Origin of the sequence: Leptospira fainei serovar Hurstbridge str. BUT 6 (assembly GCF_000306235.2) — a bacterium.
Lineage (GTDB): Bacteria > Spirochaetota > Leptospiria > Leptospirales > Leptospiraceae > Leptospira_B > Leptospira_B fainei.
Genome location: NZ_AKWZ02000010.1, coordinates 125,515 through 143,833, shown reverse-complemented (window position 1 = coordinate 143,833; position 18,319 = coordinate 125,515). Strand labels below are relative to the sequence as shown.

17 protein-coding genes are annotated in these 18,319 nt (G+C 43.8%); 7 read left to right on the top strand and 10 right to left on the bottom strand.

Going from position 1 to position 18,319, the window contains the following annotated elements; all coding sequences use genetic code 11:
- Window positions 1-6 precede the first annotated feature (6 nt).
- The 3 genes from LEP1GSC058_RS09700 to LEP1GSC058_RS09690 all read left to right on the top strand — a co-directional run bounded on the left by LEP1GSC058_RS09700 (window position 7) and on the right by LEP1GSC058_RS09690 (window position 2,697).
- Complete coding sequence (locus LEP1GSC058_RS09700) at window positions 7-384, top strand: SMR family transporter (protein WP_039948268.1); 378 nt, start codon at window positions 7-9, stop codon at window positions 382-384.
- A gap of 179 nt (window positions 385-563) precedes the next feature.
- The gene (locus tag LEP1GSC058_RS09695) at window positions 564-1,439 is read left to right on the top strand and encodes a polysaccharide deacetylase family protein (protein ID WP_016549570.1); all 876 of its coding nucleotides are present in this window, start codon (window positions 564-566) and stop codon (window positions 1,437-1,439) included.
- An 85-nt stretch (window positions 1,440-1,524) separates the two neighbouring features.
- Window positions 1,525-2,697: a CaiB/BaiF CoA transferase family protein gene (locus tag LEP1GSC058_RS09690; RefSeq protein ID WP_016549387.1), complete on the top strand. Its 1,173-nt coding sequence runs from the start codon at window positions 1,525-1,527 to the stop codon at window positions 2,695-2,697.
- Window positions 2,698-2,780: 83 nt separating this feature from the next.
- Here the strand turns inward: LEP1GSC058_RS09690 and LEP1GSC058_RS09685 are convergent, their stop codons facing one another.
- Window positions 2,781-3,740, bottom strand: a complete 960-nt coding sequence (locus tag LEP1GSC058_RS09685) for a phage tail protein (RefSeq protein ID WP_016549412.1) — start codon at window positions 3,738-3,740, stop codon at window positions 2,781-2,783.
- A gap of 581 nt (window positions 3,741-4,321) precedes the next feature.
- Between LEP1GSC058_RS09685 and LEP1GSC058_RS09680 the strand changes: the two genes are divergently transcribed.
- Window positions 4,322-5,095 (top strand): LIC_13076 family protein, encoded by a 774-nt coding sequence (locus LEP1GSC058_RS09680; RefSeq protein ID WP_016550925.1) that lies wholly within the window; start codon window positions 4,322-4,324, stop codon window positions 5,093-5,095.
- A gap of 268 nt (window positions 5,096-5,363) precedes the next feature.
- Window positions 5,364-6,527 (top strand): acyl-CoA dehydrogenase family protein, encoded by a 1,164-nt coding sequence (locus LEP1GSC058_RS09670; protein WP_016550270.1) that lies wholly within the window; start codon window positions 5,364-5,366, stop codon window positions 6,525-6,527.
- 62 nt (window positions 6,528-6,589) lie between these two features.
- Here the strand turns inward: LEP1GSC058_RS09670 and LEP1GSC058_RS09665 are convergent, their stop codons facing one another.
- The 4 genes from LEP1GSC058_RS09665 to LEP1GSC058_RS09650 form a co-directional block, all read right to left on the bottom strand.
- Entirely contained in the window at window positions 6,590-7,210 is a 621-nt protein-coding gene (locus LEP1GSC058_RS09665) for a Crp/Fnr family transcriptional regulator (RefSeq protein WP_016549509.1), read from the bottom strand.
- Between the two features lie 65 nt (window positions 7,211-7,275).
- Window positions 7,276-8,196, bottom strand: a complete 921-nt coding sequence (locus tag LEP1GSC058_RS09660) for an alpha/beta fold hydrolase (protein WP_039948266.1) — start codon at window positions 8,194-8,196, stop codon at window positions 7,276-7,278.
- 133 nt (window positions 8,197-8,329) lie between these two features.
- A complete protein-coding gene (locus LEP1GSC058_RS09655; RefSeq protein ID WP_016550594.1) occupies window positions 8,330-9,319 on the bottom strand; it encodes a sigma-70 family RNA polymerase sigma factor in 990 nt (329 codons plus the stop codon).
- Window positions 9,320-10,507, bottom strand: coding sequence for an NAD(P)/FAD-dependent oxidoreductase (locus LEP1GSC058_RS09650; protein ID WP_016549755.1), 1,188 nt, complete (start codon window positions 10,505-10,507; stop codon window positions 9,320-9,322). It abuts the gene before it with no gap.
- Window positions 10,508-10,665: 158 nt separating this feature from the next.
- Here LEP1GSC058_RS09650 and LEP1GSC058_RS09645 point away from each other — a divergent pair, with 158 nt between their 5' ends.
- Window positions 10,666-11,604, top strand: a complete 939-nt coding sequence (locus LEP1GSC058_RS09645) for a cytochrome-c peroxidase (RefSeq protein ID WP_039948265.1) — start codon at window positions 10,666-10,668, stop codon at window positions 11,602-11,604.
- A 69-nt stretch (window positions 11,605-11,673) separates the two neighbouring features.
- On the opposite strand, the gene LEP1GSC058_RS09640 is transcribed toward LEP1GSC058_RS09645, so the two are convergent.
- Window positions 11,674-13,299 carry a TolC family protein gene (locus LEP1GSC058_RS09640; RefSeq protein ID WP_016550316.1) on the bottom strand — a complete coding sequence of 542 codons (1,626 nt, stop codon included), beginning with the start codon at window positions 13,297-13,299 and terminating at the stop codon, window positions 11,674-11,676.
- Window positions 13,300-13,394: 95 nt separating this feature from the next.
- Here LEP1GSC058_RS09640 and LEP1GSC058_RS09635 point away from each other — a divergent pair, with 95 nt between their 5' ends.
- Window positions 13,395-15,473, top strand: coding sequence for a thioredoxin domain-containing protein (locus LEP1GSC058_RS09635; protein ID WP_016549575.1), 2,079 nt, complete (start codon window positions 13,395-13,397; stop codon window positions 15,471-15,473).
- A gap of 38 nt (window positions 15,474-15,511) precedes the next feature.
- On the opposite strand, the gene rsfS is transcribed toward LEP1GSC058_RS09635, so the two are convergent.
- The 4 genes from rsfS to nadD are packed head-to-tail and all read right to left on the bottom strand — an operon-like array spanning window position 15,512 to window position 18,304.
- Window positions 15,512-15,889 (bottom strand): ribosome silencing factor, encoded by a 378-nt coding sequence (gene rsfS, locus LEP1GSC058_RS09630; RefSeq protein ID WP_016550039.1) that lies wholly within the window; start codon window positions 15,887-15,889, stop codon window positions 15,512-15,514.
- Window positions 15,890-15,892: 3 nt separating this feature from the next.
- Complete coding sequence (locus tag LEP1GSC058_RS09625; RefSeq protein ID WP_016551041.1) at window positions 15,893-17,041, bottom strand: LCP family protein; 1,149 nt, start codon at window positions 17,039-17,041, stop codon at window positions 15,893-15,895.
- 42 nt (window positions 17,042-17,083) lie between these two features.
- A complete protein-coding gene (yqeK, locus tag LEP1GSC058_RS09620; RefSeq protein ID WP_016549803.1) occupies window positions 17,084-17,677 on the bottom strand; it encodes a bis(5'-nucleosyl)-tetraphosphatase (symmetrical) YqeK in 594 nt (197 codons plus the stop codon).
- Window positions 17,678-18,304: a nicotinate (nicotinamide) nucleotide adenylyltransferase gene (gene nadD, locus LEP1GSC058_RS09615; RefSeq protein ID WP_039948264.1), complete on the bottom strand. Its 627-nt coding sequence runs from the start codon at window positions 18,302-18,304 to the stop codon at window positions 17,678-17,680. It lies immediately after the preceding gene.
- Window positions 18,305-18,319: the final 15 nt, after the last annotated feature.

Sequence of the window (18,319 nt, the reverse complement as noted above, 5' to 3'; positions counted from 1 at the left end):
GGCAGAATGAAAGCAACGGTCGTAATCGTCTTCGTTGTGGCTTTATTTTTTAATGCTTTAGCCAATATACTCATTAAAGCGAGTTCCTTGGGAGACAAAACCGACATGGCGCCCGGAATCGAAGGTTTGATCAAAAGCTTTTTGCACCCGGTATTTTTTACCGGTATCGCCTCTTTCGGAATAGCTCTTCTCGGGTATCGTTGGGTTCTGGGGAAAGGATTAAAACTCTCGTTGGCATATCCTGTTTTTACATCGGCAGGATTCATCGTGGTTTTGCTGGCTTCGTTTTTCCTATTTAAAGAAAGATTAAATTGGTCTCAATGGACCGGAATTTTATTGATTATTGCAGGCGTTTGGTTAACCGCAGGAGAAATGTTCGATTAAGAATCCTATCTCGATCCATTCATCTCAGTGCTAGAGATCGAAACTAATTAGAATCCGAATTTACTGAAATCGTTTCGATTTCAGTTTCGATATCATCGTCTCCGTTCTGACCGCGCTTCTCGGCGTTAAAATATATTTACGTTAGAACGTGCCTCGATAAATTGGAAATTAATTTCGCTATGCCAAAATTAATTTCCTCCCTCTCTCTTTTTTATTTTTGCATTTCTTGTTCCCATACGATAGATCGAAAGGATCCGACGGGTACTTCCGCAAAATACGGTGCGTACGGCTTTTACGACGGTGATCCGATTCCGGACAAAATCGCCTATTTAACCTTCGACGACGGACCCTCGGATTGGACGGAAGAAATCTTGGACGTTCTAAAAGAGGAGAAAATTAAGGCTTCCTTTTTTATTTGCGGTGATTGGGCTCCGAAAGAAAACAGAATCAAAAACGGATTCAAGAAGTATAAAGATGTTTTGATCCGCATGAGGAAAGAAGGACATTCGGTGGGAAATCATACGATCGATCACCGCAATTTGCTTTCGCTTCCCGACGAAAAAATCGCCAAGCAATTCGACGATAATCAGAGTATGTACGATCGCGAACTTGGAGCCGAGTCAGGAAGGATGACACTTTTACGTCCACCGTTCGGTTCTCCTTTCATTCATCCCGCTTCCGACCAAGCCAGGAAAAGGGTGGGATCCGTTCTCAAAAAAAAAGGAATCGTCATTATGTGGTCCAGGCATTTCGATTCCTCCGATTCTAAAGAATGGGTAAGGGGGGAATGGTATGAAAAAGGGCCTCGTATTAATCTGGATGACGAGAAATTTAAAGCGAAAATGAATCGCATTTACTTTCGATTGGTTCGAGGAGCGGATGGTAAAGGGGTCATCGTTTTATTTCACGATACACATCCTACAACTAAGGAAATTTTAACCTCAGTAATTCGAAAATTAAAATCGGAAGGATATCGATTCGGTACGATAGAAGATTATATTAAATGGAGATGGAATACGACTAGTGCGGAATTATTGGCTTCCGAACAGAATTAGGAATAAATTTCGATCCTGAAAATGACTTTTCACGGGCGAAGTTTATTCTAAACAATGCCTGAGTTAAATCATGGAGACCGTAAAAATGAACAAAGGTCCACTTTCAGGCGTTAAGGTCGTTGATCTCAGTCTGCTTCTCCCAGGCCCTCTCTGCTCCATGTATTTGGGGGATATGGGGGCCGAAGTCATTAAAATAGAAAACCCGCGCGCGATGGATGCTACCAGAGTGATGTTCAAGAAATCGAACGGGGCGCCGTCCTTATACTTGATGTTGAATCGAAATAAGAAAGCGATCACTCTCAATTTGAAGCGGGAGAAATCGAAGGAGATTTTGTTCAAATTACTGGAAGATGCTGATATTCTGTTGGAAGGATTTAGACCGGACGGGCTGGCAAAGATGGGGCTCGGTTACGAGGATTTAAAGGATCGATTTCCTCGGTTGATTTACTGCGGGATTTACGGTTATGGCGATTCGGGAAAATACCGGGATTTTGCCGGTCATGATCTCAATTATCTTTCTCTATCGGGAGTATTATCTCAGACCGGAAAAAATCCTCAGGCTCCCGGTTTTCAATTGGCCGATATCGGAGGTGGAACTCTTACCGCGCTCTCTTCGATTCTCGCCGCTCTGTATTACCGAGAGAAAACGGGGAGAGGTCAAAAAATCGCGGTCTCTATGATGGAAGCTTCCTTGCAATTTATTTCGCTTTATGGCGGAATTTATTCGGCAACCGGACAGGATCCTGAAGGAGGAAACGAACTTCTCTCGGGAAAGCTCCCGAACTATAATACGTATAAAACTAAGGAAGGAAGATGGGTTGCTCTCGGTGCATTGGAAGATATGTTTTTTAAGACGTTTCTCCGCCAATCGGGCTTGGACACTCATTTGGAAAAGATTCCGGCGGACGAGGCGCATTTTAGAGATTGGAAACAAATATTAACCGAATATTTCGCTTCGAAGACATTACAAGATTTGCAGCCGATTTTCGAAAATCCGGACTCTTGTCTCACTCCCGTTAAGACGATGGATGAAGTCGCGAAGGATCCTGTTCTTATTGAAAAAGGAATGATTCTTGAGCGTAAACATCCGGAATACGGGGATTATGTTCAGTTCGGTTCGCCGTTTCCTTTTTCGGAAAGTAAAGTTACATATCGTTCCGATCCGCCGGAACACGGTCAGCATAATACTGAAATTCTGAAAACGTTGGGATATTCCGACGCGGATATCGAAGAATTAAAAAAAGATAAAGTAATCTAAGTTAAGAAATCGGAAGGATCCATGGCTTCCCGGTTGCATTGATCAAGTCGAAGCGGATATGAATCGGAATTTTTCGTTAAGCGTCAGTAACAAAGGCAGAAAATCGCTCTTTGAATATCACAGGTCGCTCCGCTTGGAGCACCTTCCCCATTAATGGCATAGTCCAGCCAGCTCGAGGAAGTTATATCAGGAAAACCGATTCTTCCCGAAACGGCCGCGGAGTTCGAGGTGCCGTTCGAACAACTGTCCACAGCGGCGTATCCGCCATTGACCGTAGAAAAGCTCCACCAACCTGCGCCGCTGCTATATTCAGGAATTGCGTTACGAATCGTGTTTTGAATAGTTCCGCCCATCAACGCGCCGCTGTTGGAAGCGAGTATCATTCCTTGGCTTCCCAAAATAATTGCCGACCCGGAAACCGGAACCAATAGGTTTGCGATCGTGTCGACACCGCTAAGCGAAATAAAAGCGACAACAGTAGAACAATTATTTTTCCAGGGGTAGGTATTTGCGCTCATCGAGGTGAGACGAGCAGTGCAGAGATTGTTTACATTTGCACGTGACGCCACGTTCCCCGTACTATTGGAAGTAGAATCGAACAAATAGGCGGCGGTTAAAGTCGTCGAAGAATTAGAAACGTAAACACTTTGGTTTCCCGCTGGGTCGGCGATTACAACATTGAAGTAATAAGCCGTATTTCCGAATAATTGATTCACGTTGATATTGGAAAGGTTCGTCTGAACGGAACCGAAGGGAGTTCCGTTGGCAAGAGTCGTCGATAACGTAGTTATATTATTACTGGTCGAATAATACGCCTGGTAGGTTAAATTTGCCGGAAGAGAAACGTTATCGGTCCCGACCGTCCAAGACAGATTCACTTGAGCTTTCGTCGACGCTGAATACACGCCTGAAGGTGTTACGGTTATGACTCCCGCTCCACCCGGAACGGGAGGGGTTGTGTCCAAAACCGGGGAACTCGGGATTGCCGTAGGCTGAGTCGCCTGGTTATTATTTCCCAGTAAGGCGCTCAATAAGAATCCCATAGGGTATGAATTATTCGAGTTTTCCGTCGGAAAAACCAGCGGTTTAAAAATGGGATTGGTGAAGCAAGCTTCGAAGAGGAAGAAACAGACTGGAATAAGGAAACTTGTCGAGACTATCCGGAGTTTAACCGCTCTTATACTCGATCTAAAGCATTGAGAAGAGGTTTTGTGCATCGTCGGTCTTTCTTTTTCGCATAATCTCTATCATGTTGCAATTCGATAAGAACGCAGGGAATTTCGAACGGCAGAATCGCTATAATTCGCCGTTTCGCTTAGGCCAATTACAGTTCATCCTGAAATATGCAAAATAGCAAGAATTTAAAGACCGGAGCTCTTGAAAACAGGAAGCTAATTTAAGGATGATTCGCATTTGCCTATTTTTGAGGCAAAGGAAACAATCAGCAGTTTGGCGATTCTAATTTTTTCGATCGGCAAAAGCCAACGAATATAAACGGATTCCGTTTCTCTATTGGAAAGTTTTTGCTTGTGAATCAAAGCATGGTTAATAGCCTTTTACCGTACAGGGAACCATCGATCTCGAATTTCCCCAGACTAAAATTTAAGAGAAGTGATTCTATACTATGCGGGTTAGATCGATTTGGATTGTTTTTCTCACTTCGTTGATTTGGCTAAATTCTTGTACATTAGAAAAACGAATCAGTTCTAATCCTGAAAAGCGAATTATCCTAGCGTCAGAGACATCCGTACAATGCAAGCTCCATTCGACTAAATCGCGTTGGGCATTTCTTGGGGGCTTGATTCCAGCATGGAAGTCTCCTATATTTTTCGGTTTGATTCCGGCATTGAACTCTCCGATTCCTGAGCCGCCTCTAGGCCAGACGATTCGCGTAACCGAAGCGGCACGTTGGCACGATTATACCGTAACTATTCTGTTAGGCTGGTTGACCTCTCTTACGAAACGAACGATCATCGTGGAATTTTGCGAAGAGAATTTATTTGTGAACCATTGGAATGATCGAGAGGAAAGTATAGATCAAAAGATGCACCGAATGGCTATGACCGGCAAAGTCACAATTCAGCCACGAAACGGAGAGACCTTTCTCGCGAAAGTGGTCGGTTTCGATTCGGAAACTATCTTTTTGGAAGTTTCAGCTCTTGATCCTTCCGGAACCGTCGTCGATAAGGCGCATTTTAAAGACGGTTCAATCGTGGAAGGAAGAGCAATCACTCAAAATGATTTGGAAATAGTCATGGAGTTGAAGGATAATTCCCGTCAGACCTACTTAAAATCTAGACTTAAGAAATTAGAGCTGCGCGTTCCGGTTACGATATTGGAAAAAAAGGCCGTCCCGAAAGCCGATATTCTCAAAATCATGTTCGAGGAACTCGAGTAAATCGATTAGAGCCCATCCGTAAATCAATCGGATTCTGTTTGAATGTACACCATCTCGTCGCGACTTTTACCGAACATAAAGGTCGGAACAGAACGAACGTTCTGTATAAAATCATTGAATCCTAGGCTCTTATACGATAAAAATTCGAGTTTTATTCGAATTCTGTCCCATTCTAGGCGATTTGAGCGATCGTTCGCAAAGGTTTTAGTTGATCTAATCGCCTATCCTCAAAAATTAGGAATAGAAACTCTCTTAAGAAGGGAACCGAATGTACCAGGAACTGACTGAGCAACAGATCGAAATTAGAGATACGATCCGCAATTTCGTTAAAAAAGAGATTACCCACGAAGTAGCGATCCACTGGGACGAAGAGAATAAACACCCCGAAGAACTTATCAACAGAATGAGAACCGAGCTTGGTGTGAATGGCCTTACCATCCCGGAAGAATACGGCGGCTGGGGACTCGGATCCGTAGAACAATGCCTTGTAACCGAAGAACTTTCCCGGGGATGTCTCGGTATCAGCCTTTGTTTCGGTTATACCGGTTTGGGGATCCTACCGATTCTAAAAGGTGCAAGCCATGAGCAGAAGAAAAAATGGCTTCAGCCGGTAATCGACGGGGAATACGGAGTATCTTTCTGTCTTTCCGAACCGGGCGCCGGTTCCGACGTTCCAGGGATGAGCACTACTGCCGTTAAGAAAGGCGATAAGTGGGTGATTAACGGAACTAAGCAATGGATTACCGGTGGTGGAAGCGCAGGTGCTTATACAGTATTCGCTTATACCGATAAAGGTCGAGGAACCCGCGGTGTTTCCTGTTTCTATGTGAAACGTGAGACTCCGGGGCTGATCGTAGGTAAAAAGGAAGATAAACTAGGAATTCGTGCATCGGATACCCGCCAAATTATCTTCGAAGATTGCGCAGTAGAAGAAGTCAATATGATCGGCAAAGAAAACCTCGGGTTTATTTACGCTCTTCAAACATTGAATGCTTCTCGTCCATACGTCGCCGCAATGGGAGTTGGTGTCGCGCAAGCAGCTTTGGATCATGCCTCTAAATACGCACGTCAACGTGAACAGTTTGGATCCAAGATTTCCAGTTTCCAAGCAGTTCAGCATATGTTGGCCGATATGTCGATCGGAGTCGAAACCGCTCGCCAAATCTGCTATTTGTCTGCTCGTATGTCGGACGCCGAGGACCCTCGTCTTCCGAAATACTCCGCAATTGCAAAAGCGTATTGCTCTGAAACCGCAATGAAAGCTGCAATTGATGCCGTTCAAATCTATGGTGGATACGGATACACGAAAGAATATCCCGTTGAAAAACTTATGAGGGACGCAAAAATTCTCTGTATCTTCGAAGGAACCACACAGATCCAGAAGAACGAGATTGCGGCATACGTGATTCGCGAGGCTGCATCCGCAAAATAATTCGTAACGAAATAAAATCGTACGAAAGGAAAAACGCCGGAAGAAAAACTTCCGGCGTTTTTTTATCCCGTTTCGGATTTGGATAATTTGGATCGGATTCGACTCAAGCTGACGGGAGTGATTCCTAAATACGAAGCGATATGGTATTGAGGTACTAACTCCTCGATTCCCGGATAATTCTTTTTTAGAGATTCATATCTTTCTTCGGCGGAAAGGGTCAATAGTTCGTATTCTCGCCGCGCTTTCTTTAGAAAGAGTAATTCTGCAGTTCGCCTTCCTAATTTTTCCCAAGCTATGTTTTTGTCATAGAGCGCGGTGTAATCGGAAAACTTAGCCACGCCCAATACGCAATCGGATATCGCTCGGATATTGCATGTGGAAGGATGGCCGGATAGCAAATCGAAATAGGATCCGGTAAATTCTCCGGGAAAACAGAAACTTTTAATATACTCGTCGCCTTTCTCGGTTACGTAATATTCGCGAAGCTGTCCGGAGAATACGAAGGCAAATTCCGTCGGGATTTTCCCTTGCTTGATAAAAAAATCACCGTATCCGATTTTTCTTAAGGTATAAAGTCGTCCGGCTTGGTTCCAAATTGTCTTCGAAATTCCGGAAAGCCTATGGACGGCTTCGAAGATCCGATCCCATTCGGGAGTATCCTGATTAATTTTATCAACTTCCATGATAGGACGACTCTAAGCTAAGAGTCATCCTATCTGCCTATTTTGTAATCTCAAAAAGTTTCGGATTAATACTTGATTGAATCCAAGAACGGAATCGTCACCCGTAGGAAGGCATCCGGATCTTCCGCAAAAGGAACATGTCCGGTTTTCAAGAATACTGCTTGGGAATTTTTTATCTCACTATGTAGAGTTTTGCCCAAGCTCGGCTCTAAAACCGGATCCTCCGCACCCCAAACGATTAAAGTCGGCTGTTTTATTTCCCGGACTTTTTCCCGTAAATCATGTCCCGGTGCAAGAAAGCTTCGCCAGATTGCCGCGTTCACTTCTTTTGCACCTTCTTGGGTCCCTTTTTCCCGAATTCTTTCCAAGATTTGATTCGTGTAATCATTCCGAATTTTCAGATAATATTTCGGAAATGCGGTCCAGGAAAGTCCGGTAAACCAAACAGTGCCCTTTAAATTCGTGAAGGTTCTCGTTTTAAAATCGGGGGCATTCATACCTCCCGTGTCCACCAAAATTAAACCCTTCACTAATTCGGGTTTTTCCAAGGCCATTTTTAAGGATGCAAAACCGCCTACCGAGTTTCCAAGAAAAACCGCGCCATCAGGAGCGAGCTGAATCGCTACTTCCTGCAGTACTTCGGCGATCGATAATGCGGATGCGGAAGAGGGGGGACTAGGATTGGAGGAAACACCGTGCCCGGGCCAATCCAAACATATTACCCTATACTTCGAAGTAAGCGCGGGGATGATTGCATCGAAATCCCTGTGGTCGTGGCCGGCGGAATGCAAAAGAAAGATCGTTTTGCCTTTTCCTTTGATCCAGTATGCAACTTTACCGTATTTTGATTCGAAAAAGCCGCTCGGTTTGTCTTCCTTCGAATTCTGAGCGTTAGAGTTGGCATTCATTACGGTTTCGTTCACTCCGCAAAAAACGCTAAATAGAGTAAATCCTATCATAAAAATAATCATCAACCTTTGTTTCATTCATTTATGCTAAAGCAGTTTGCCGCGGATAGTCAATGCTTTCGACCGCATAATCCATAAACCCGATTATCTTATGTTAACGATATTTTACGCAAAGTGAGAAATTAAATTCCGATCCGGCAAGGAAGAAAAATCAGAAAATAACCCATCGAACTAATTTAGTGATGGGGGAGATCCATTTCGGAAGTAAGGATTTCGGCGAATTTGGAAACAATAAGAACGATTCTATCGGAATTAAGGAACCTTCCTTCAAAAGTTTCTCCTTATCCTTAAAAGCGTTTAGTTTGTCCGGATTCAGTACGCTATATATCCTCCATATTCCTTCCGCTTCGATGATAAAGTTTTGTAGATAGACCGGTTTGCGATTATCATAACCCACTATGGTCTCCGCTCCGTTTACGAACGAGAAATAGAAATGTAAATTCTTACGTAACCGATTACTGCGAATTTTATTTAAGACGGATGCGACTCGTTCTCGCCCGATGATAGGTATTCGAGCCGCATTGACTTTTCCGCCGCCGTCCGACCACATTATGATTTCTTCCTTTAAAAATGGAATGAGTTGATTTGGGTCGCTCTTTGAGGAAGCTAGCAGAAAATTCCTCAAATGTAATCTTCTTGTCTCCGGATCTGCTGAAAAACGTTTACGATCCGACTTTAACGCTTCCTTCGCTCGCTTGAAAATCTGTCGGCAATTTTCCGGGCTTTTCCCGACGGCATTGGAAATGACCGAATAGTCTAAATCGAACGATTCCCGTAGCAAGAAGGTTGCGCGCTCGATAGGATTCAATTTTTCTAATATATGTAGAAATGCCAAATCGAGCGTTTCCTCATCTATCTGAATTTCCTGATCAAATGCGGTGGGCGCTAAAGGTTCCGGCAGCCACGGGCCTATGTATGTTTCCCGTTTTCGCTTGGACTTGCGAAGGCTATCTAAAGATAGCCTTGTCGCGATGGTGGAAAGAAAAGCCTTCGGTGATCTTATATTCGTCTTACTGGATTTTTCCCAACGAAGAAACGTTTCCTGGACTATGTCTTCGGCTTCGACAACGCTTCCAGTCATTCGATACGCGATGCCGAAGACTAGTCTTTTGTTTTCGAGAAATTGACTCAGTCGATCCATTTAACTTTCCGTAGCCGTTGTCATTTTGCCCGTGTCTAAGATTTCGATTTTCTTGGCTTGGGGCCAAGCATAAAAGTCGAAGTACTTCTCGGCCCTGAGTGATAGGATCGTAAATTTGCAAATCAATTCTTTGATTACCCCGCCGATTCTTCCGGTCCAAATTTTTTCGCTCGGGGAGTCGTCCGGATTTAGGGACTGTATCAATCCCGCTTTCCTGCCTAGACTTACGCAGCGAATCACATACCCCATTGAAAATGGATTTTGGCCTAGCTTGCTGGAGTTTCCCGTCAAATAAGAGATCCTTTCCGCTAAGTAGATTCCCATCGGTAAGGCGGTTGCACAAGACATTCTTAATGGAGAATATTCTTTTCCCGTTACTTTTATTCCGTCACCCGCTCCTAATATCGAAGGATAATTCCCGCATTGGAACGTACTATCAACTAAGACTTGATTAATGGAATTTACGCTGAGTCCCGATTTTTTGCCTAACTCGGAAGCGATTAATCCTGATGAGAGTAGGCAATAATCATGAGGGATCGTATCTCCGTCTTCGGTCACAATCGAGTCCCCCAAAATTTTTGCGGCTCGTTTGTTTTGTAAAACGGTAACTCCTAGGCGCATTAAAACTCGTAACATATATCCGATCGCTTCCGAATTGAAATTTTTGCCGATTGCTCCGGAATCCACTAAGGTAATTTTTGCGTTCGGAAACCGTTCCGCCAATTCCGTTGCGGTTTCGATTCCGGTTAATCCTCCGCCTACGATCGTAATCTTACGGTCGGAAGATTGCATAAGCGCTAAGTTAATTTTTCGACAATCCTTTTCATCCGCGACCGATAATATCGTCTCGGGCATCCCATCGATTTTTGAGGCCTTCATTCCCGCCGTGTATCCGAGAAAATCATACGAGAGTTCTTCCTTATCTAGAAAACGTATTTTCTTTTCGGAGGGTATAATACGGTCCACGATGCCGACCCTGAGTTCCACTTTTTTATGGAGAAGGTTTTGAATCGGATAGGACTTGGATTTTGTTCCGGCGATTTCTTGATGATTTCTGATCTTTTCTAAAAAGAGATCATTTGCCGTAACAAGGATGATTCGTGAGGAAGCATTTTTCCTGGCCAAACGATTTGCAGCGATGATGCCGGCATACCCTCCGCCGACGATTACGATTGTTTTCTTTTCCATTATAAAGCTCCTATCAGTGAGGACGACGGTTCATTCATTTTGTGACAAAGGGAAGTCGCTTAATGAAATTTTCTCTTCCAGGAATGAGGTTAGAATTATTCTAAATAGGAGATTGACATTCGCTGAATTTACCGGAAGCTGGATTGCGGGGGCCCGTCATGAATCGATTTTTAATAATTTTGTCCCTTATTGTGATGCTTTTTATCGGGTCCTGTAAAGAACGTAAGCCGATTCCGGAACTCGAAGCTTTTGTAGTAAAGAATGTCATTCACCCCAGCAATAATCCTTATAATAAGGATAAGGTCGAGCTTGGTAAAATGCTTTATTTCGACAAACGATTGTCTCTAAAGCAGGATTATAATTGCGCAACGTATCGAAATTTCGAATTCCAAACCAGCGGCGCTCCGAGAAATAAAATTCATAACAATATCGGTCGAACCCTGACTAACGTTGCCTTATATAAGGACGTGTTCAAAGATCCTGAGACGAGGGATTTGGAAAACGTAGTCAAAGAAAGGGTCTATTTCGATTTAATGTCCAAAAACGAAAAAACGATCATACAAAGGCTTTCCGCCGTTCCGGAATATAAAGAGATGTTTCATAAGGCTTTTGGGAGTCCTGAGATTACCGTTGATAGAATCGTTTTTGCGCTTTCCGCGTTTCAGCGGACTATCTTGAGTCGAAATTCTAATTTTGATCGATTTGCAATGGGGGAAGAAGCTGCTCTGACTCCGGCACAAAAACGCGGATGGGATGTTTTTCAAAATAAAGCGAAATGCGTGCAATGTCACCAGGGGCCGAATTTCTCGGACTCGGAAATGCATACGACCGGATTGCCGGGAGTTAAGGATAAAGTTCGCACTCCCTCGTTGCGAGATGTGACTCGTAGAAAGACCTTTATGCATAACGGCCAATTCGGTTCTATCGAAGAAACCGTGAATCATTTCGCGGATGGCGGGCATGCCAATGCTTTATTCGATCCGCTCTTGAAACCTGCACGCCTCTCCGAGGAGGACAAAAGGGATCTCATAGAATTTCTGAGGTCTTTGGAAGGGGAAACGATTCCTCTGGAGATACCGAATATTCCTAAAGCTTAAATAAGCGAACCGCTTAGAAAAAAGATTCTCGGAACTTATTTTCTAAGCTTCTAATATCCTGCTCGGGTCTTACTTGGTTTTGTCGTTTTCTAAGTCGAGCTTAGAGAGTTCTTCGATTAATTTGGCCACATCCACGCCGAATTTTTCGAAAACATAGTTTTTGGCTAAATCGTATCGAATAAGATCCACGTTGAAATTAATCTTTGCTTGTGCCATTAACAGTTCGGATTGAATCAAGTTATCCAACGCCAACTTCACCACTACTGCAGTAAATCGACCTTGGCTATAGCGTTGCTGAACGCCTCTATAATATTTCTCGGCTTCGTCTCTCCGACGGGTCGCCGAATCCAATAATTCTTGGCCTGACATGATCGAAGCATACCGATTATCCAAGTCTTCGCGAATTTGTTTCTTTAAATCCTCTTCCTGTTTTGCGAGTACCTCGATTTGCGCTTTCGCGTCGCGAATATCCGTCTTAATTCCTACGTCGAATAGAGGATAGGAAAGGCTGAATCCCGCGTTCATTTCAGGATATTTAAAGGACATGATTCCGGTTTCAGGATTTACAAAGTTCGTCTGAGGATTTAAAAACGTTTGCCCGCGCGTGGAATAACTTCCGCTGATTTTCAGGGAAGGCATATCTTCCGCTTCTTTAATCCGAAGCTGGATGTCCGCAACTTCCCTTTGTCTTCTTAAATTCTTCAGATCGATCCGGTTTTTAAGGGCGTATTGATAATCTTTTTCCGGATCCATATTATCCGGAATTTGTTCATGCAAATCGGTAATTCCCGCGATCTTAGAGGAAGGATCCGCATTGAGAACCCGAACTAGGTTCCGTTCGGCATCGTTTCTCGCTAATCTGGCGCTTTCCAAACTATTTTGGGTTTGTGATAATGCGGAATTCCATTGGTTTAGCTCAAAGGATTCGGAAAGTCCCAAACCGGCCTTCCTGGCGGTAATATCTCGAATGGTTCTCGTATTTTTTTCCAATCTCTCGAACGTAGATACTTGAGAATCGTAAACGCTTAAGCTCCAATAATCGACCAAGGTTTTCACTACTAGTTGAGCCAACGTATCGATGAGTCCGTCTCGTTGGATGATTACATTTTGCTTTAAAACCTTTTGACGGTCTTTTTCGGTCCTTCCGAAGCTGTATTTCAAAAGTTCTTGGCTAAGGGTTGCAGTCAGAGCGCTCGTATATTGGGGAGGCGCCGCCAGTAAAGGACCCAAGGCTCCTAACGGAGCCGCGGAGGCAGGAGATTCCAAGGCGTTCGTATCGAAGCGAGTATTGCTGACTTCGAGCGTAAAATATGTTTGGGTTTCGAATTGCTTTTGAATACCGATCGCCATTCTATCATTCGATATTTTCGTTCCAGAAAGAATGTTGTTTCGGTTGGATGGTAATCCGGTTTTAGTTGTAGAAAAAGATCCTACAAGTGTCCAAGCAAACTGCGATTGGTTTTTCAAGTCTGCCGAGTCCGCTTTAATATATTCCATTTTAGCATTTTTAACGGTAATATTATTCGCAAGGACATAGTTAACGGCGTCTTTTAACGATAAATGAAATACGGGTTTGTTCTCAACGAGTGATTCAGATTGTTGTGCAAAAATGGAACTAGGCAAAGTCAACGCTCCAGCCAAGAATAGCCGGAGATAGATTTTCCTTAAAAAAGGAACGACTAAGGGCCTTTGCATAAGTTCGGTAATCTTCCTACGGAGCATGGTTTTAGGCTCGGAAGAATTTGCCAAATCGAAAACAGTGAGAGAAAAGTCTAATACAGCGGAAATAAATGGACACAACTCCAAAGAAACAAAACCGACTCGCGTCCGAAAAGAGTCCGTATCTACTACAGCATGCGACGAACCCAGTCGACTGGTTTCCTTGGTCCAAGGAAGCTTTTGTCAAAGCGAAAGAGGAAGACAAATTGATTTTCCTCTCGATAGGATACGCAACGTGCCATTGGTGTCACGTAATGGAGAAGGAATCTTTCGAAGACCAGGCTACTGCTGCGGTTTTAAATCAATATTTCGTTTCCATAAAGGTCGATAGGGAGGAGAGGCCGGACGTCGACCGTATTTATATGGATGCGTTGCATGCGATGAATCAGCAAGGCGGTTGGCCTCTGAATATGTTTTTGACTCCGGAAGGGAAACCGATTACCGGGGGCACCTACTTCCCGCCGGTCGCCAAATATGGCCGCAAGAGTTTCGTAGACGTTTTGAATATTCTGGCAAATCTTTGGAAGGAGAAAAAAGAGGAACTTATAGATGCTTCCGAAGAGCTTGCCCGGTATTTAAAAGAATCCGAAGAATCTAAAGCGTTAAACGAACAACGCGATCTGCAATTGCCCGCCAAAACGGTTTTCGAAACTGCTTTCGGAATGTACGACCGATTTTATGATCCGGAGTTTGCAGGCTTCAAATCAAACGCTACGAATAAATTTCCCCCGAGCATGGGACTGTCCTTTCTATTAAGATTTTATAAATCCACCGGAGAGCCAAAGGCCTTGGAGATGGTGGAAGAAACTCTTGTCGCAATGAAGAAAGGCGGAATTTACGATCAAATCGGGGGTGGAATCTGTAGATATTCCACCGATCATAAATGGTTGGTTCCGCATTTTGAAAAAATGCTCTATGATAATTCTTTATTTCTGGAGGCGCTGGTCGAATGTTTTCAAACGACCGGGCATGTAAAATATAAGGAAGCGGCTTACGACGTACTGGAATATCTTTCCCGCGATATGAGATTGCAGGGAGGAGGGATTGCCAGCGCCGAGGATGCGGATTCGGAAGGCGAAGAAGGTCTGTTTTATCTATGGAAGAGAAATGAATTTCACGAGGTATGCGGCTCCGATGCGATCCTGTTGGAAGAATTTTGGAATGTGACGGAGATCGGAAATTTCGAAGAAAGTAATATTTTACATGAAAGCTTTCGGACGAATTTTGCAAGATTGCACGGATTAGAGCAGGAAGAGCTGACCGAAATCGTGGATCGAAATCGGAAAAAACTGTTAGCACGCAGGTCGGATCGAATTCGCCCGCTGCGCGATGATAAGGTTTTACTTTCCTGGAATTGTTTATACATTAAGGCCGCAACGAAAGCCGCAATGGCTTTCGGCGACGGAGAATTATTGCGATTGGCCGAAGAGACGTTTCGATTTCTCGAAAACAATTTAGTCCGGGAAGATGGACGATTGTTGAGGAGATTTAGGGAAGGAGAAGCGAGGTTTCTCGCCTACAGTGGAGATTATGCCGAGTTTATCCTGGCGTCTCTTTGGTTATTCCAGGCGGGGAAAGGAACCCGTTATTTGACTCTTGCTATTCGATACGCAGAAGATGCCGTGAGATTATTTCGGTCTCCTGCAGGCGTCTTTTTCGATACCGGCTCGGACGCGGAAGATTTGTTGCGTAGAAATGTGGACGGTTACGACGGAGTGGAACCTTCCTCCAATAGTTCGTTTGCCCTCGCGTTTACGATTCTCTCTAGAATGGGGGTGGAGTCGGACAAATATTCGAATTTTGCCGATGCTATATTCTCTTATTTTAAAGTAGAATTGGAAACACATCCGATGAATTATCCCTGTCTACTTTCGGCGTATTGGCTTAAAAATTCGGCTTCCAAAGAATTGGCTGTCGTATACTCGACCCAGGAGGATTTATTTCCGGTATGGCAAGGAATTGGAGCCATGTTTTTACCCGAAATCGTGTTTGCTTGGGCGACCGATAAGGAAGCGGAAGAAGTCGGAGACAAAATCCTTTTATTAAAAAATCGCGTTTCCGGCGGAAGCCTAAAGGCGTACTTCTGCCAGGGATTCGAATGCGATTTGCCGATATCGGATTGGAACGCTTTGCGGGAAAAGTTGATTTAACTTTCTGTGTCCGAAAAATCGGATCGGTTCGAAGAGATTTATTCTAATTCGATCCGTTCCGCATCTCGCCAGAGTCTATCTAGGTTATAGAACTCCCTTTTTTCCGGAGTCATAATATGGACGATGAATTCACCATAGTCGAGGAGAGTCCAGCCGGAAGAGGAGGACGTCCCGGTCTTATCCGTTTCTTTATGCGGAAGTTTAAAACTTTTTAATGCTTTTTTTATTTCTCTCGCTACGGCGTTGGCTTGGACGGAGGAGTTTACCGTACAAATCAAAAAATAACTTAAATACGAATTGACGGTTTCTAAATTTAAAACCGCGATCTCTTCGCATTTTTTGTCTTTCATTATTTTATAAACGGTTTTGAGGATCTCTATTGTTTCTTTTGGGGCGTTTTTTGAAGCGGGGGTCATATATTATTTCTTTGGTTCTATGTCCGAGCCGAGTAGGACTGTGGTGTCGAGACCGAGGTCTTTACGTAAAACGTGATATACTTTGGCCTTTTCCAGGACAGTCGAAATCTTGTCCGAGACCGCAGTGTTTCCTGAACGATCTAAGATGACTGTCTTTTCGACATCCTTACTCCAGGCATTATCCGCCGCCAGCACCTTAATTCGCTTATCCGCTAAGATTCCACGAACATCTTTAGCCAGTCCGGGGACTTCCGTGCCGTTTAGGACTTCGGTTCTGGCGAATTCTCCATCCGTGAAAATTTCCGAAGAAACGTCTTTCTGAAATTTTCGAAAGGCGGCAGTGCATCTTCCAAGGTCGGCTTTCAAATATAATCGTTTCGATCTCGGATCAAGAGACGGCTCTCCGGGAAGTTCGGTAACACCGAAGGAAATTCTATGAGAAGTCAGGAATTTTAAAAGAGAATAGAAGTCGTCCCGGGAGAAGTCTGTATCCAGAAGTGAATACGCGTATTCCGACCAGCCGGCGTTTAGGAATTCCCGATTTTGATAAAGAGTTTCGTAAAGGGTAAGAACCGTACTTTCTTGTCGACTTATCCTATCCAAATAGTCCAGTGTTTCCTTTTTCTTCATAAAAGAAACATAATCATACGAATCTTCGCCGGAATAAGTATAAACTCCCGGCGTTCTTACGTAGGTAGGCGAACTTTCCGCCGTCCGATTATCCGTGTAAATCGACAACCCACCGAGCATATCGACAAGACGAATGAATGCGGAAGCTTTTACCGTAATTTTATATTGAGGTTTGGATCCTAAAATCTCCTCCACGGCATTCGTCACTGTCGACGGCGCTTTCGATTTTAATTGTTCCAAACTATCTTCAGGATCATCGAACGTAGAGATCGGATGAATGAAAAAAAGAGCCGCCCTTTCTTGCGAGGGAAACAACGTCGCTAACACGCCGAATTCGTAAGTATCATCTTCGGCGATTGCATGGACTAAAATATGAATCGGTTTACCGGAACTTATTTTTTCATCCAACCCGGTTCTGCGTATATTTCTGAATATAAAGAATAAAACGACGATAAAAAGAATACCGACAGCGATCCAAATAGGAAGAAAAAAAAGCGGTTTCGACGATTTAGACGGACCCAAACACTCAGCCTCGGTTCCATTTCGATCTTAAAAACTCGGATGTCAATTGGTTAATTTTCTTAAAGCGGCATGATACATACCGATTGTTCGAGGATGAATCTCTCGTCTGTTTTCCAGCAGGTCGGAAATGGTGTGAAATGCTTTGTTTAAAACTCCTTTGTACAGGTACTTTCGCGCCTCTTCGCGCCAATCAGAATAATCTTTTTGACGCTCCGCGAATTCGGATCCTAAAAAGTCAGCCGCGTATAAGATGCATTCCAAGACGCTTAAATCATCGCCGCCTAATGTATGGTGCTTTACCGCACCTAAGACGGATTCGTTTAATAAGCCGTATTTTCCTTTCAGATAATGATAGGCGGACCGAGAATGCCATGCAGCCTCCGGTAAGCCTGCCGATTCGGGGTCGTTCGCTTCCGTAAAAATCGAAAGATGAAATTCCTTGGTTTTTTGCTTGGTAATATCATGCACGATTCCGGCTAAGAAAGCCTGGGCGGTTTGATCGGGAGCGTGAAAACTCGCCAACTCCTTAGCGATCTCGGCGACTCGTAAGCTATGGTCCCAGCGCGTAACGGTAATTTCTTGCGGAACAATTCTGGTGAAATATTTGATTTGCTCCTCGATCGTTTCCGGAATCATTTATCCTCCCGAATATTCTTTCGATTCGAGTATTTTATCCCATACGGCTTGGCTCAAAGCAATCGGTTTCTGTTTTTTTGCGACGGCGGACGGAAGCACATTTCTCAAATCAGTGGAAGCGGCCGGAATAATAGGATTATTTAAGAATAGAATTTTCTTTTCGAACGAATTCAGATGAGGGTTTTTCGGGATATGTTCGGATACTCTACGAAATACCAAGAGATAACGAATAAGACCTAAAATATTCTCCCAGTTTCTCCATTTTTGAAACTCACAATAATTATCCTCTCCGACGAGAAGTAGGAAGCTACGATTCGGGTAAGATTTTTTCAAATCAAGAAGCGTCTCGTACGTATAGCTGCTTCCTTTTTTCATCAATTCGATATCTAAGATTTTCGTTTTCGGGATTTTCGAAAATTGAGCATCTAACATTTGTAATATATTCTCGCTCGATGCATGCTTTCCGTTTTTTAAAGGAGATACGCAGTTCGGAATCACCAATAGCTCTTCCGCCTGAGGAATCGTTTCCCAGAAGGAAGTCGCGATTCCCAAGTGTCCAAGGTGAGGGGGATCGAAACTTCCCCCGAAAATTCCGGTGAGATGCGGTTCGGAGAGCTGCAAAGTCATATTCCAAAGCGAATG